Origin of the sequence: Chryseobacterium arachidis (assembly GCF_900129245.1) — a bacterium.
Lineage (GTDB): Bacteria > Bacteroidota > Bacteroidia > Flavobacteriales > Weeksellaceae > Chryseobacterium > Chryseobacterium arachidis.
This window is the reverse complement of record NZ_FQUT01000006.1, coordinates 153,705-169,101: the sequence shown is the minus strand read 5'-3', so window position 1 is coordinate 169,101 and position 15,397 is coordinate 153,705. Positions and strand designations below refer to the sequence as shown.

Below are 15,397 nucleotides of genomic sequence, written 5' to 3'. Positions count from 1 at the left end.
TCAAAATTTAATGTTTTGAGTTCAAAGTGGTATGCATTGAACCTTAAATATTAAACTTTAAACCTTAAATTCGATTATCGTGCAGGAAAAATATATAGACGAAACAAAACAGGGAGAAGCTTTTGCGATTGCAGAAAAAGTCGGGAATTCCAAGAAATTATTTTTGGAGAGTTACGGTTGTCAGATGAATTTTTCTGATTCTGAGATCGTTGCCTCAATTCTTAACGAACAAGGGTACAATACGACTCTTAAAGTAGAAGAAGCGGATCTTATTCTTTTAAATACATGTTCAATACGCGAAAAGGCTGAACAAACCGTAAGAATGCGTCTTTCCCAGTTCAAAAACCTGAAAAAAGAACGTCCAAACATGACGGTTGGGGTTTTGGGTTGTATGGCTGAGCGTTTGAAAACTAAGTTCTTAGAAGAAGAACAGTTGGTTGATCTTGTGGTTGGTCCGGATGCGTACAGAGATTTACCGAATCTTTTAAAAGAAACCGAGGACGGAAGAGATGCAATTAACGTAATTCTTTCCAAGGAAGAAACGTATGCGGATATCAATCCTGTTCGTTTAGGCGGAAATGGTGTGACTGCTTTCGTTACCATTACAAGAGGTTGCGATAATATGTGCACTTTCTGTGTAGTTCCGTTTACAAGAGGTAGAGAAAGAAGCCGTGATCCGCACTCAATTTTAGATGAATGTAAAAGCCTTTGGGAAAGTGGCTACAAAGAAATTACTTTGTTAGGTCAGAATGTAGATTCTTATCTTTGGTATGGAGGCGGACCAAAAAAGGACTTTGCAAAAGCATCTGAAATGCAGAAAGCAACCGCTGTAAATTTTGCTCAGTTGCTTGATTTGGTTGCTAAAGCTGTTCCTGAAATGAGAATCAGATTCTCGACTTCCAATCCTCAGGATATGAGTCTTGATGTATTCAGAATGATGGCAAAGCACGACAATATCTGCAAATATGTTCATTTACCGGTTCAGAGTGGAAGCAACAATATGCTGGAAGCGATGAACAGACAGCATACCCGTGAAGAATATTTAGATTTAATTAAAAAAGCGAAAGAAATCGTTCCGGAAGTGGCGTTTTCTCAGGATATGATCGTTGGTTTCTGCAACGAATCTGAAGAAGATCACCAAGATACATTAAGCTTAATGAGAGAAGTGGAATATGACTACGGTTATATGTTCGCTTACTCAGAAAGACCGGGAACTCCGGCTCACAAAAAAATGGAAGACAATATTCCGGCTGATGTAAAACAGAGACGTTTGGCAGAAGTAATTGCTTTACAAGGCGAATTATCAAGAAACCGTATGAAATCTTACGTCGGAAAAACGCACAAAATTTTGATTGAAGGTATTTCTAAAAAGAACAAAAACCAATGGAAAGGTAGGAATTCCCAGAATGCGGTTTGCGTTTTTGATATGCTGGAAGGTCAGAAAATTGGTGATATTGTGGACGTTTTTGTTTTTGATAACACACAAGGCACACTTTTAGGGGAAACGGTATAGAATTTAAAGTTTTAAGTTCTTCAAATAATGGATAATCTACAATCACAACAACTGCTACAGAATATTTCTGCATTACTAGATAATGCCAGAAAGAGAGTTGCGGTGGCTGTAAATCAAACGATGGTTCTCACTTACTATGAGATCGGAAGAATGATTGTAGAAGAGGAACAGCACGGACAGGAAAGAGCAGAATATGGTGCGGAATTAATTAAAAATCTTGCTATTGAGCTCACTAAAAGATATGGAAAAGGATTTTCAAAAAGAAATTTAGATTTAATGAGACAATTTTATTTGTCTTATTCAATTGTGCAAACACCGTCTGCACAATTAAAAAAGATTGAAAATCCAATTTCGGAAACACTACCTCAGAAATCTTTAAATTCAATTGGTCAGACACTGTCTGACGTTTTTCCAATTCAACAGGTACAGTCTGTTAATTTCAATCTTTCATGGTCACATTATTTAAAACTGATGCGTATAAAAGATATCAACGAAAGAAAATTCTACGAAATTGAAAGTTTTAAAAATAACTGGAGCTTAAGAGAACTGCAGAGACAGTACGATTCAGCATTATATACAAGGCTATCTTTAAGTAAAAATAAAGAAGAGATTATTCAGCTATCTGAAAAAGGTCAAATAATAGAAAAACCGAAAGATCTCATCAAAGATCCTTATATTTTAGAATTTCTGGGGCTGTCTGAAAAACCAAACTATTCTGAAACCGAATTAGAATCTGAACTCATCGATAAATTAGAACATTTCCTTTTAGAATTAGGAACTGGTTTTACCTTTGTTGCAAGACAAAACAGAATAACTTTTGATGAGAAACATTTTAAAATAGATTTGGTTTTTTACAATAGAATCTTAAAATGTTTTGTTTTAATTGATTTAAAAATCGGTGAACTGAAGCATCAAGACATTGGACAAATGCAGATGTATGTCAACTATTACGACAGAGAAAAGCGCCTTGAGGATGAAAATAAAACCATAGGAATTATTCTGTGTCAGGATAAAAGTGAAGCATTGGTGCGATATACATTACCGGAAGATAATGAACAGGTTTTTTCCAGTAAATATTTTACCGTATTGCCAAGTAAAGAAGATTTTATTAACATTTTAAACTCAGACAATGGAAAAACTTCATAAGTATTGCCTAAGTGTATTGTTGGTAATAATCTGCAGCAATATTTCGGCACAGATTACGAATGGAAATGTTGAAGGTGAAGACTGTAAACAATTGTATGAACTTTATAATCAGTTTTTAAATCATGATTGTGAAGATTCACAGCAATTTTGTGTTAAAGAAAATCCGAGAAATAATTTTGCTATCAATCAAAAGCAAAATGCGATTGATTTGATCGGGAAAATCTTCTCAGGGAAAAAATGTGATTATTCATATAAAAATAAATCAGGTGTAGGTTTTTCTGAAAAAGAAAAGCATAATCAACTCCTGAAAAACTACGAGAAAAACAGTGGAAAAAATCTTTTTGCTGTAATTTTATATTTTAAAACGAAGGTTTCAAAAGTCAGAAACAAAGATTATTTAGATCTAATTGGTTAATTAACAGAAATAAAATTCAAATTAAATTTTAACGAATTAATCAATTTCTGCAGCTAAAAAAACTGTAGGAAAACTAATCTAAAACTTACTTATGAGCAACGAGCTACAAAATATAAAAAACCGATTCGGAATTATTGGAAATTTTCCGGCTTTAAACCGTGCTTTAGAAAAATCAATTCAGGTGGCACCCACAGATATTTCAGTCCTTGTAATAGGAGAAAGTGGTGTTGGTAAAGAATTTATTCCGAAAATTATTCATTCAGAATCTAAAAGAAAACATCAGCCTTACATCGTTGTCAACTGTGGAGCAATTCCTGAAGGAACAATCGATTCCGAACTTTTTGGTCACGAAAAAGGAGCTTTTACCGGAGCTACAACAACCCGAAAAGGGTATTTCGAGGTGGCAGACGGCGGAACTATTTTCCTTGATGAGGTTGGGGAACTGCCTCTACAGACTCAGGTTCGCCTTTTAAGGGTTCTCGAAAGCGGCGAATTCATGAAAGTAGGTTCTTCGCAGGTTCAGAAAACCAATGTGAGAATTGTTGCGGCAACGAATGTGAACATGATGAAAGCCATTCATGACGGAAGATTCCGTGAGGATTTGTTTTATCGTCTGAATACCGTACAAATTGATATGCCGGCTTTAAGGGAAAGAAAAGGAGATATTCATTTGCTTTTCAGAAAGTTTGCTATAGATTTTGCTGAGAAATACAGAATGCCTGAGCTGGAATTGGAGCCGAGCGCAGTTCATTATATCGAAAATTATACTTTTCCCGGGAATGTCCGTCAGCTGAGAAATTTGGTTGAACAAATGACGGTAGTCGAGAGAAACAGGCATGTAACAGTTGAAAAACTGGCAGAATATATTCCGATGGAGACGCATCTTCCTATGGTGGTAAACGCACCGAACAATCAGAAGCAGAATGATTTTGGAAGTGAAAGGGAAATTATGTATAAAATTCTCTTTGACATGCGGAACGATATTAATGATTTAAAATCCTTAACTTCGGAATTGATAAAAAACAGAGGGAATTCTGATCTGAGCAATCACGAAAAAAATCTGATTAACCGAATTTATACTCCTGAGACTCAACAGAACATAACTCCCGGCTCTTTGTTGTATTTTGAGAACAGTAATAACAATGCTCCGGTCGTACAGAATCCGACGATCATTTCTTCTCCTGAAGAGAGTTATGAAGATTTTGAGGATATTGAAATTGAAGAAAACAGACCGGAATCTTTATCGCTTCAAAATAACGAAAAGGATTTGATTATCAAAGCATTGGAGAAGCATAAAGGGCGTAGGAACAAAGCGGCGGATGAATTGGGAATCTCACAGAGAACATTATACAGAAAAATAAAACAATATAACTTAGAAGAATAAAAACTAAATAATTAAACAATGATGAATTTTGATTCGATTACAACCAGAGGGTACGATTTTAGAATAGGAAAATATATTTCGGATGGTTTCGAGCTATTTAAAAAAGACATGGGAGGATTTATAGTAGCAACGCTGCTTGCTATTGTAATGAGTATCATCCCTTTTTGTGGAGTTCTGGCCATGGGAAACTTCCTGAAGATATGTAAGAAAGTGGATGAAGGACAAAAACTGGAAGCAGGAGATATTTTTGATTTTACAGACTTCTGGGTGTATTTCAAATTTTTAATTTTATTATTGGCAGTCATTTTTGTTTTAATGATACCGATACAGATAAGTTTAATGCCGATAATTATTGCAGCATCAGAAGGAGAGCAATTAGATCCGGCTATTATGATCGGAGGAATGGGAATCTGGATTTTTCTGTATGTATTATTTCTGATTGCATTCAGTGTGTCGTTCTATTTTGTGCAGCCGCTAATTTCGATTCACAGAATCCAGAGTGTAAGACAGGCGTATTCGCTCTCGTGGAAAATTGCAAAGAAAAACTTTTTAGTGATTTTCCTTTTCCTGATTGTAGTGGGTATCATTGCCGAATTAGGAATTATAGCCTGCGGTATTGGTTTAATTTTTACGATTCCGGTAGGAATTTGTATTAAATATATGAGTTTTAAAGATGTTCTGGAAACCCAGAATCAAAAAATAGGTTTATGAGTAAGATAAAAATAATCTTTGGATTTGTTATTCTTTCGCTGTTTCATCAGTGTTACAGCTTTTCAGGTTCATCTCTTACGGATGAAAAAACGATACAGATCAGCGAATTTCCGAACAATGCACCTTTGGTAAATCCTACCTTATCGCAGCAGTTTTCTACGGATATCCAGAATCGTTTTTTGCAGAGAACAACTTTAAAAGGAACAAAAACAAATCCGGATATTTTGGTTGAAGGAGAAATTACAGATTACTCAATAACCCCTACTACTATCGGTTCGAATACAGTAACGAACCAAAATACAGGTGGAGTGGTGCAGGAATCTCAGAATAAACTGACCATTACGGTAAAGGTTCATTATGAGAACAAACTTCACCCCGATTTCAGTTTTGACAGAAGCTATTCTGACGAGGCTGTTTTCAACAGTAATTTATCACAGTCTGAGATAGAAAGTTCTCAGGTGAAAATTGCAACCGACAGGATTATAAATAAGATATTTAACGACATTGTAGCGAATTGGTAACATGAATCATAGAGTTTTAGAATTATTAAAGGCCCCAAAAAACATTCAATCAGAGGATCTGGATCTTCTGAAAGAGGAGATTAATTCTTTTCCCTATGTTCAGAATATCAGAGCCTTATACTTATATGGAGTTAATCTTTACGATAAGGCAAATTACCAGAAAGTTCTGTCTACCACGGCGGCTTACACTACCGATAAAAAAATTCTGTATCAGCTGATTAACGGTAAAATTCAGCAGCGTCCAAAGCCGGATATTCAGCCTGAAACGAAGAAAGAAAAGAAAATTCCGGCAGAAAATCCGCTTACATTATTACAAAAAGCAAAAAGTTCCAATTTCCCAATTAAAAGGGAAGAGGCTCGATCTATTGAAGCTCAGCCTGAAATCTTGGAACAACCTAAACGGGATATTATCGACCGGAAAGAGGAAACCAGAGTACTTCCAACTCCTCAAGAGGAGGTTAAGCATGTTTATGTGAACGGCCAACGAAACAGAATTTTATTTGAAGGGGAAGAAGACTTTCTTAATGACGATCTTGCAGAAACCATTGATCTTGAATCCACTTTGGAATCGGGCTCTATCGTTACTCAGAAAGTTGAAAAGAAAGAGATTTTGCCTGATAATAATGAAAATCTCCAAGATGAAATTGCCGTTGAAGATTCAAAAATAACGGATACTGAGATTGAAGAACCTGTTTCTGAAAATAATATTGAAGAAGAAAATACAATTCCAGAGTTTGAAACAAAAGCTTTAGATCAAACAGATTTCACTCCTGAAAAAATCATTAGTAAAGATGAAATCCCATTGGAAAAAGAAGAGGGAATTGTAGAAGATGACTCACAATTAAGCTTACATGAAGTAGAACCTTTGCTTTCTGAAGTTGAAGTCCAGGAAAATGAAACGGTTGAAGAGGTTGAAAAGAGAGAATTAATTACAATAGAATCTGATGATTTAGATAAAGATGAATCGGCGGATTTCACTCCTGAAAAAATTATTAATGAAGATGAAATTTCACAGGGAAAAGAGGAAGAGATTGTAGAAGATAGTTCACAGTTAAGTTTTCATGAAGTAGAACCTTTGTTTGCTGAAGCTGAAATACATGAAAGTGAAACGGTTGAAGAGACAGAAAGGATTGCGGAAGATTTAAACAATGAAAAAGTAGCGGATTTTACTCCTGAAAAAATCATCAATGAAGATGAAATTTCTTCTGAAAAAGAAAAGAATGTGGTACAGGATGAAACTGAATTAAGTTTCCATGGGACAGAATCTTTTTTACCGGAAGTAAAAATTCAGCCAAACAATTCAGAAGATACAATGGCTGAAGTGGCTCAACAAAATATCAACAAGCATGAAAATGAAATGCGTCGTCTGATAGAAGAAGTTGAGAAAAAAATGAAAGAAAAAGCAGCTTCCGAAGCTGTTAAAAAGGAAGAAGAGCCCGAAAATATTGGAAATGATATAAGCTTTGCAGAAACCCAAAGTTTTGAAGTAAGGCCTTCTGAAGTTGAAAATAAGCAAGAACTTACCGAAGAAAAAACTCCTTCCGAAACAGTTGATGAAATAAAAGAATCTGAAGCTGTAGAAACTACAGAAGCAATATTGGAGTGGAAGCCTATGTCTTTCGAATCTCATCTCCCTGATTCAATGCTTGATAAGCCAGCGGTTGCTGAAACTAAGAATGAAGAAGAAACAGTTGTGGCTTCACCTGAAATCGTAGCTGTAAAAATACAGGAAGAAATACCGGCTGATGAAAGCATCGAAGAAGCTAAAGAAGAAGTTCCTGCGATGAATGTTTCGTTTTTTGGAACAGATATTTCTAAATGGAATGTAACAGAAAGTGAGGCGGATAATAAGGGGGAAACTCCGCAGGAAGAAATCCCTGAAGTTGTAAGTGAAAATAAGAGTTCTGTTGCTCTTGACAGTAATGTTCCAGGATTTATTAATACCTGGCAAAGTTGGCTGAAAATTGACAGGACTAAAGAGGTTGAAAAAGAAAAAGAGGAAATTAAAACAAAAGCAATTGAGGCTTTCATTGAAAATAATCCCAAAATCAGCCAGCTTAAAGACGAAAGCAGTTATGTAGTAAAAGAAAGAAATGACGATATTTCCCATTTGATGACCGAAACATTGGCGAATCTTTACTTTGAACAGAAACTGTATTCTAAAGCGATTAAAGCGTTTCAGATTTTGATAGAGAAAACTCCTGAAAAGAAAGAATATTACGAAAATAGAATTCAGGAAATAAAAGATTTTAGAACAAAAGGATAAATATTAATGATGAGTATATTATCAATTACACCATCTCATATAATGTTTTTTGCAGGCTTGGCAATGACTTTGTACATCACCTCAATTATGATTTTAATTAAAAATAAATCGGATATTATACCTTATCTTGTCTTATTCTTTTTTCCGATAATCGGTTCTTTAGGAATCATTTTCGGGAATTTTATGAGAAAAAAATAAATTAAAAGTTTTAATGATAAAACAAAAGAGTATACTGAACACTATTCAATATACTCTTTTTTTATGATTCTTAAGATAATTAAAGTTTCTCTTTTACTTCCTCATTCTTCGAAATATATCCGTCATAAGAAATCGGCTGTCGGTCGTTACTTCTGATTGAGGTAAAAGCTTTACCGTTTTTAAATACTTCAATGATAATTTCGTCTACAGAACTTTGATCGTTTACTTTAATTTTTACGATTGATTTTCCTTTTCTGCCTTGAGATTTGGAAACTACAAAATCTTTAGAGGTAAATCTGTAGCTGTTCTGATTTGTATTTCCGTAAGTAGGATTAAAAACTCTTCCGAAATACGGCAAAGTAACCTCCAGTTTATCTTTTCTTAAATCGATCGAGTAATTACTTCCCGAAAGATCCAAGATTCTTGTTGAAGTGGTATTCGGAAGTGAATTCATCACGTTAATTACGTCATAATTGGTTGGTGTCGCTCTTTCTGCATGAAATGAAAAATCTTCTGAATTCACAAGCTCTGCCACTGTCTGAGAATCGGTTTTGGTTTGTGAAAATCCGTTTTGGAAGATCATTAAAAATCCAAAAATAAATATGATTGAAATATACTTTTTCATGATACTAAAATTATTATTAAATTTAAATAGCAAATTATATGCAAATATATTGCTTGGAAATGAATTTGGAACAAAAATTGTAAAGGTTGAATTAATACACTCGAACTATGAAAATAACACACTTTTTAGGATTAGGGGCAATAGCTCTGGCTGTTGTGGCTTGTACTACAAACCCGATTACGGGAAGATCTTCCCTGCAATTGGCGAACAACTCGGAAATTCTGACGATGTCTGCTCAGGAATATAAAACAACCTTAGGAAAATCTAAAGTAATCTCCGGAACTGCAGACGCAAAAAGGGTAGTAAGTGTTGGATCGAGGATAAAATCTGCGGCAGAAAGATATTACCAACAGATTGGACGTTCTGCAGATCTTGCGAATTACAATTGGGAATTTAATCTTATCCAAAGCACTGAGCTGAATGCATGGTGTATGCCCGGAGGGAAAGTAGCAGTTTACACAGGAATTTTACCGGTGACAAAAAACGATAATGGCCTTGCTGTAGTAATGGGACATGAAGTTTCTCACGCATTGGCAGGACACGGAAATGAACGAATTTCTCAGGCAATGGTGGCTCAGTATGGCGGACAGATCTTGGGAGGAACAATTTCTAACGGACAATGGGCAAGCGTTTTTGAAAAAGTATATCCAATCGGTTCTCAGGTGGCATTACTGAAGTATGGAAGAAATCAGGAATCTGAAGCAGATAAGATGGGACTGTATTTAATGGGAATGGCGGGCTATGATCCAAGAGAGGCAATCCCTTTCTGGAATAGAATGGAAGCGGCTTCTACAGGAGCAAGGCAGCCTGAGTTCCTTTCTACCCACCCGAATCCTGAAACAAGAATCTCAGATATTAATAAAGACCTTCCTAAAGCTTTGGAATATTATAAAGCTGCTGGCGGAAAAATATAATTATAAAAAGAAAAGCCTTATTGAATTTTACTAAATTTGGTAAGGCTTTTTAGTTTTAATCACTTAAACACAATATTATGAAGAACCTGACAATTACCGGGCTGATACTTTTAGCATTATCAGTACTTCTGTTTTATTTAACATCTCCGAATTTTAGGATTAATGATTTGGGAATGCCTCACGTAATGGGAATTATGGGCGGAATCGGAATCGGTCTGATCATCGGTGGAATGGTAGGATATGTAAGCAAAGGAAGTGCGATAAAAGCCGAAGAAAAAAGAAAAGAATTCAAACAATTACAAAAAGATAAGGAAGATCTGGAAAAACAGGCTGCAGAAATTGCAAGGCGTGAAGCTGAACTTCGGAATCATGAAAATCAAAATCCTCAAATCTAATGATCTGAGGATTTTTTATCGTTGTTATTTTCTCTTAATTTAGAATTTGTATCCAACACCAACCATAAATAAATTTGGTCTGTTGTCATACATTATACTTTCACCAGTCACCCGATTGATGAAGCTTCTTGAATCTTTACTGAAAGCTCCTTCATATCTGGCATTAAGTAGAAATTTTTTAATTTCCATTTGCGCTCCGAATTGATAACCTACCGTAAAATTATCTCTTGCATTTTCTTTAAAATCATTAAACGTATCTTCTTTGCTTAAATTATAACTTGCAACCGGACCTACGTAAACTCCTAAGAAATCGCCTAAAACTTTGTGTCCGATAAGAACAGGCAAATCGATACGGTTGTTTTTAATATCGAAAGTTGTATTAGAAGAAGCATCTGTGAAATCACTTTTAAAAGATGTGTAATACAATTCCGGCATTAAAAAAAATGCTGCTGGAAGATTTGCTTTCAATGAAAGACCAACGTTGAAGCCTACATTGTTTTTACCTTTTTGTTCTATAGCAGAATTAATTGTATTTATAGAATTTGACCAAGAAGGTGATCCTGTCGGGAAAATTAAATTAGCTTTACCTGCCAGAGAAATCTGTGCGGAAGCCCATACTGAAAAACCTATTAATGCTATACTAAGTGCCTTTTTCATTATCGTCTATTTTTGTAATTGTATTCTCAATAGTTTTATTATTCTCAAGCAAATATTCTCTCAGTTCTTTGAAGAGTTCTGACGAATAAACGAAATCGATCAGATTTTTATTGCCTGCGGTAATCAGAATGTCTTTGTTTCCTTCCCATTCTTTAATTCCTAATCTCAGATATACAATTTTCTCGCCAATCGTCATTACAGAGTTCATATCGTGTGTATTGATAATGGTCGTTGTATTATATTCTTTCGTGATTTCCAGCAAAAGATCGTCGATAACATTCGAAGTATATGGATCTAATCCTGAGTTGGGCTCGTCACAGAAAAGGTATTTCGGGTTATTCACAATCGCCCTTGCAATCGCTACACGCTTCTGCATTCCTCCGGAAATTTCAGACGGAAATTTTTTATTGGCTTTATCCAAATGTACTCTTCCGATAACTTCAAAAACACGTCTCTTCTTTTCTCTGAATGTCAAATTGGTAAACATATCCAGCGGAAACATGATATTTTCTTCCACCGTTAAGGAATCAAACAAAGCACTTCCCTGGAAAACCGTTCCGATCTCTGAACGAAGGTGCTGTTTTTCATCTCTGGACATGGTATTAATATCTCTTCCGTCGAACAAGATTTCCCCCGAAGTCGGCTGATATACATTCAATAAACTTTTCAGGAAAACCGTTTTTCCGGATCCGCTCTGCCCAATAATTAAATTTACTTTTCCTTTATCAAAAGAGGTTGAAATTCCTTTAAGTACTTCAACTTCATCAAAACTTTTCTTTAAATTCTTTACCTCAATCATTAGCTTAATATTAATTGGGTTAATAGCAACTCGGAAAGGATGATGAATACCATGGTCCAAACTACCGCCTGTGTACTCGCTCTACCTACTTCCAAAGAACCTCCTTTCACGTTATATCCGAAATACGAAGGAACCGTTGCAATAATGAAGGCAAAAACAATGGTTTTTGTAAATGCATAATAAATAAAAAGATTAGGCATATACATTTGGATACCGATGATATAATCATTTGTTGTCCAGTTTCCTGTTAAAATCCCTGCTATATATCCACCTCCGATACCAAATACGATACTGATGGCAATCAATAGAGGATTAAAAATTATACAAGCAATGATTTTAGGAAAAATCAGGAAGTTGGGGGAGTTTACTCCCATAATATCTAAGGCATCAATCTGTTCAGAAACCCTCATTGTTCCGATACTGGAAGCAATATAGGATCCCACTTTTCCGGCAAGAATAAGGCTGATAATGGTAGGCGAAAACTCCAGAACTAAAACAGCTTTGGTCGCATACCCTACAAAAGAAGGTGGAATAGGAAACGAGGAAGCATCAAAATTGTTGAACATCTGAATAGCAACAACCGCCCCAACGAATATGGATGTGAAGATCACCAACCCAAAAGAGTTGACTCCCAAATCATTGATTTCTCTCATGAACAGCTTCCAGAATACCCTCATTTTCTGGGGTTTCTGAATGGATTTACCTAGAAGGATGATGTATTCTCCAACTGCTGTAAAAAACTTTTTTAACATTCTGCTAAATTAGACTTTTTTTATTGAATTAAATTAAAGTTGAAACCAAGCTCAGTCTCTGTTTAATATTAAACTTAGTATATCATAATGTAGACCAAAAATTTTATTTTGCATTTTTATCTCCGCCTACAACCAATAAAATTGTTTTTAAAATAATAACAAGATCAAGTACAAAGCTCCAGTTTCTTACATAGAAAGCATCGGCCAGCACTCTTTTGTTCATCTCTACTTCTACATCTCCTGCATCACCGCGAAGCCCGTTTACCTGTGCAAGACCTGTAATTCCCGGACTTACCATACTTCTCAGACTGTATCGCCCGATTTTAGGTTTGTAATAATTATCGACAGCCAACATATGCGGTCTTGGCCCTACGATCGACATTTGGCCTTTTAGAACGTTCACAAATTGTGGCATTTCGTCCAGACTGGTTTTTCTCAAGAATTTGCCGATTTTGGTAATTCTTGAATCGTTTTCCGATGTAGTTTTTGTTGAAGATTCATCATTAACGATCATGGTACGGAATTTAATGCAGTCAAAAACTTCTTCATGAAAACCGTATCTTTTTTGGATAAAGAAAACAGGCCCTTTGGAAGAAGATTTAATTAAAATTGCAATAACCGGGAATAGCCATGAACAGATGAAAATCAAAACAAAAGTTGAAAAGATAATGTCAAATATTCTTTTTAATAAAAAATTGGAATAATAATCCAAAGGATACCTCGCTTGATTCAGAACAGGTTGTGTCTGAATATATCCCATATCATATAAAAAGAAATTATTCTGAATAATACTGGGGATAAGTGAAATATGAACCTTATTGGCTTCAGCTAATCTGAAGATTGATTTTTCCTGCTCTTCGCTGTAAGAGTTTTCAGTCGGGATAAATAATGTGTGAATTCCATTGGTCTTCCAGAATTCTATTAATTCATTCGCTTCAATCTTCGGATTTTTGTATTCGAAAATTTTGTAACCGTAATCTTTTCTTTCCTTTAAAATATTCTTTAAAACTTCCGTAGAGCTGTTTTCACTTAAAAACATGACGTTCCTATGGTTAATTCCTAAGCTTCGGAAATATTTAATACCAAAGAAAATTAATGATTTAGCTAAAAATATAAAGAAAAAAAGATAAAACGAAAGCCAATAAATATCCGAATTAAAAAATACATTATAGCTTACTTTCCCGATCAGTAAAACGCCCAAAATAAACAGCAAAAAGTGGATGAGTAAACGCTCCAGAAACAGAGTATAGGTGAGGTTTCTAGGGATATTATAAATCCTTGTCCTGCCACTGAGAAGCATCCAGAACAAAAACAACAATACCAGCGAAAAAATATTCTGATACCAGGTTTCCTGATTGTATTTCAGATCCTGATTTCTGCTGACAAAAAAGAATATGAAAATAGATGCAATAACCGTAAGGTCAAGCAAAATGATAATCGATTTCAGATATCTGGAGTATCGAATTCTCTGCATCTATCAGTATTTTCGGATACGAAGGGCTAAGTTACATATTTTTACGGGATATTCAGATACTTGTGGGTCTGAACTGATGCACGCCATTCCGGATTCTCCAAAATGAAATCTGTAATTTTTGGGTACATTTCGTCACGTTTGCTCCATTCGCTCTGAAGATAGAGTGTGCAGTTTTCAGAAACTTTAGCTGCCTGCTCCTGAGCAAATTTAAAATCATTGTTATTGAAAACTATGACTTTAAGTTCATGGGCTTTCGCATAAATTTCTTCTTTTGGAAGCCCAGTCTTCTTTGGCGAAAGGGTAATCCAGTCGATTTGTCCGCTCATAGGATACGCTCCCGAAGTTTCAATATGAATGGTGCATCCCAATTCTTTTAATTTGGATGTTAAAATATCAAGATTCCACATCAAAGGCTCGCCGCCTGTTAAAACAATGGTTTTGCAATGTTTTGCTGCAGTTTCTGCAATTTCTTCCGCATTCATTAATGGATGTAAATTCGGATCCCAGCTTTCCTTTACATCGCACCAGTGGCACCCCACGTCGCAACCGCCCAATCTGATGAAATAGGCTGCTTTTCCGGTGTATGCTCCTTCTCCCTGAAGAGTGTAAAAATGCTCCATCACGGGGAGCATTTTACCTTCTTTTAATAATATTTCTTCTGTTAAATTCATTTTAAAATTAGTCGTTGTAGACTGAAGTTTTGTAGGCAATGATGGTGTTTTTCATCAACATCGCTCTTGTCATAGGTCCGACTCCACCCGGAACCGGTGTGATCCAGCTTGCCTTTGCAGCACAACTGTCAAAATCTACGTCACCAGCCAGATAATATCCTTTTGGAGAATCGTTGTCTACTCTTGTAATACCCACGTCAACAATTACAGCTCCATCTTTGATCATATCTCCTTTCAGGAAATGAGGATCTCCTAAAGCGGTAATGACGATGTCTGCTTTTTTAGTATATTCTTCAATGTCTTTTGTATAAGAGTGTGTTAAAGTAACTGTGGAGTTTCCAGGGAAATCTTTTCTTCCCATCAAGATACTCATGGGTCTTCCTACGATTTTACTTCTTCCGATGATGACACAATCTTTACCTTTCGTTTCAATATTATATCTTTCTAATAATGTTAAAATTCCGAACGGTGTTGCGGGTAAGAAAGTATCCATTTCCAAAGCCATTTTTCCAAAGTTTTCAGGGTGGAATCCGTCAACATCTTTTCTCGGATCAATAGCATTAATGATTTTCTCCTGATCGATCTGATCCGGTAAAGGTAACTGAACAATAAAGCCATCTACAGATTTATCTTTATTAAGTTCTTCAATTTTTTCCAACAATTCAGATTCAGAAACCGTGCTTGGAAATTTCACTAAGCTTGATTGAAAACCAACTTCCTCACAATCTTTTACTTTAGCATTTACATAAGCCTTACTTGCCCCGTTGTTTCCAACAAGAATGGCCACCAAGTGCGGTGCTCTTCTTTTGCTTTCAAGGATTTTTTCAACTTCAGCCTTGATTTCCTGTTTTATTTCTTTGGATACTTTTAATCCGTCAAGAATTTCTGCCATTTTTACTTTTATTACTTTTTACTATTAGATTTTAGATAAGAATTAAATAGTTGATGGTTGAATT

At 35.4% G+C, this 15,397-nt stretch carries 16 protein-coding genes; 9 read left to right on the top strand and 7 right to left on the bottom strand.

The annotated features are described in order from the left end of the window. Window positions 1-79 precede the first annotated feature (79 nt). The 7 genes from miaB (at window position 80) to BUA89_RS12925 (ending at window position 7,956) form a co-directional block, all read left to right on the top strand. Window positions 80-1,513, top strand: coding sequence for a tRNA (N6-isopentenyl adenosine(37)-C2)-methylthiotransferase MiaB (miaB, locus tag BUA89_RS12955; protein ID WP_072958465.1), 1,434 nt, complete (start codon window positions 80-82; stop codon window positions 1,511-1,513). 27 nt (window positions 1,514-1,540) lie between these two features. Beyond that, window positions 1,541-2,659, top strand: a complete 1,119-nt coding sequence (locus BUA89_RS12950) for a PDDEXK nuclease domain-containing protein (protein ID WP_072958462.1) — start codon at window positions 1,541-1,543, stop codon at window positions 2,657-2,659. Beyond that, window positions 2,643-3,074 (top strand): hypothetical protein, encoded by a 432-nt coding sequence (locus tag BUA89_RS12945; protein ID WP_072958458.1) that lies wholly within the window; start codon window positions 2,643-2,645, stop codon window positions 3,072-3,074. The genes BUA89_RS12950 and BUA89_RS12945 overlap by 17 nt, the downstream gene beginning before the upstream one ends. A 91-nt stretch (window positions 3,075-3,165) precedes the next feature. Beyond that, complete coding sequence (locus BUA89_RS12940; protein WP_072958455.1) at window positions 3,166-4,458, top strand: sigma-54 interaction domain-containing protein; 1,293 nt, start codon at window positions 3,166-3,168, stop codon at window positions 4,456-4,458. 18 nt (window positions 4,459-4,476) lie between these two features. Next, entirely contained in the window at window positions 4,477-5,169 is a 693-nt protein-coding gene (locus BUA89_RS12935) for a DUF4013 domain-containing protein (protein WP_072958452.1), read from the top strand. Then, the gene (locus BUA89_RS12930) at window positions 5,166-5,690 is read left to right on the top strand and encodes an LptE family protein (protein ID WP_072958450.1); all 525 of its coding nucleotides are present in this window, start codon (window positions 5,166-5,168) and stop codon (window positions 5,688-5,690) included. The genes BUA89_RS12935 and BUA89_RS12930 overlap by 4 nt, the downstream gene beginning before the upstream one ends. Window position 5,691: 1 nt before the next feature. Next, window positions 5,692-7,956: a hypothetical protein gene (locus tag BUA89_RS12925; RefSeq protein WP_072958448.1), complete on the top strand. Its 2,265-nt coding sequence runs from the start codon at window positions 5,692-5,694 to the stop codon at window positions 7,954-7,956. Between the two features lie 277 nt (window positions 7,957-8,233). Here the strand turns inward: BUA89_RS12925 and BUA89_RS12920 are convergent, their stop codons facing one another. Further along, a complete protein-coding gene (locus BUA89_RS12920) occupies window positions 8,234-8,779 on the bottom strand; it encodes a DUF4251 domain-containing protein (RefSeq protein WP_072958445.1) in 546 nt (181 codons plus the stop codon). A 107-nt stretch (window positions 8,780-8,886) separates the two neighbouring features. Here BUA89_RS12920 and BUA89_RS12915 point away from each other — a divergent pair, with 107 nt between their 5' ends. Both BUA89_RS12915 and BUA89_RS12910 read left to right on the top strand, forming a co-directional pair. Continuing rightward, complete coding sequence (locus BUA89_RS12915; protein ID WP_072958442.1) at window positions 8,887-9,693, top strand: M48 family metallopeptidase; 807 nt, start codon at window positions 8,887-8,889, stop codon at window positions 9,691-9,693. 77 nt (window positions 9,694-9,770) lie between these two features. Beyond that, the gene (locus BUA89_RS12910; RefSeq protein ID WP_072958437.1) at window positions 9,771-10,088 is read left to right on the top strand and encodes a hypothetical protein; all 318 of its coding nucleotides are present in this window, start codon (window positions 9,771-9,773) and stop codon (window positions 10,086-10,088) included. A gap of 39 nt (window positions 10,089-10,127) precedes the next feature. On the opposite strand, the gene BUA89_RS12905 is transcribed toward BUA89_RS12910, so the two are convergent. The 6 genes from BUA89_RS12905 to BUA89_RS12880 all read right to left on the bottom strand — a co-directional run bounded on the left by BUA89_RS12905 (window position 10,128) and on the right by BUA89_RS12880 (window position 15,333). Next, a complete protein-coding gene (locus BUA89_RS12905) occupies window positions 10,128-10,745 on the bottom strand; it encodes an outer membrane beta-barrel protein (protein WP_072958431.1) in 618 nt (205 codons plus the stop codon). Then, a complete protein-coding gene (locus BUA89_RS12900) occupies window positions 10,729-11,544 on the bottom strand; it encodes an ABC transporter ATP-binding protein (RefSeq protein ID WP_072958428.1) in 816 nt (271 codons plus the stop codon). Before BUA89_RS12900 ends, BUA89_RS12905 begins: the two co-directional genes overlap by 17 nt. Then, complete coding sequence (locus BUA89_RS12895) at window positions 11,544-12,296, bottom strand: MlaE family ABC transporter permease (RefSeq protein ID WP_072958425.1); 753 nt, start codon at window positions 12,294-12,296, stop codon at window positions 11,544-11,546. The genes BUA89_RS12900 and BUA89_RS12895 overlap by 1 nt, the downstream gene beginning before the upstream one ends. A gap of 103 nt (window positions 12,297-12,399) precedes the next feature. Further along, window positions 12,400-13,770, bottom strand: a complete 1,371-nt coding sequence (locus BUA89_RS12890; RefSeq protein WP_072958422.1) for an exopolysaccharide biosynthesis polyprenyl glycosylphosphotransferase — start codon at window positions 13,768-13,770, stop codon at window positions 12,400-12,402. Window positions 13,771-13,811: 41 nt separating this feature from the next. Continuing rightward, the gene (locus BUA89_RS12885) at window positions 13,812-14,441 is read right to left on the bottom strand and encodes a 7-carboxy-7-deazaguanine synthase QueE (RefSeq protein WP_072958419.1); all 630 of its coding nucleotides are present in this window, start codon (window positions 14,439-14,441) and stop codon (window positions 13,812-13,814) included. A gap of 7 nt (window positions 14,442-14,448) precedes the next feature. Beyond that, window positions 14,449-15,333 carry a bifunctional 5,10-methylenetetrahydrofolate dehydrogenase/5,10-methenyltetrahydrofolate cyclohydrolase gene (locus BUA89_RS12880; protein ID WP_072958416.1) on the bottom strand — a complete coding sequence of 295 codons (885 nt, stop codon included), beginning with the start codon at window positions 15,331-15,333 and terminating at the stop codon, window positions 14,449-14,451. Window positions 15,334-15,397: the final 64 nt, after the last annotated feature.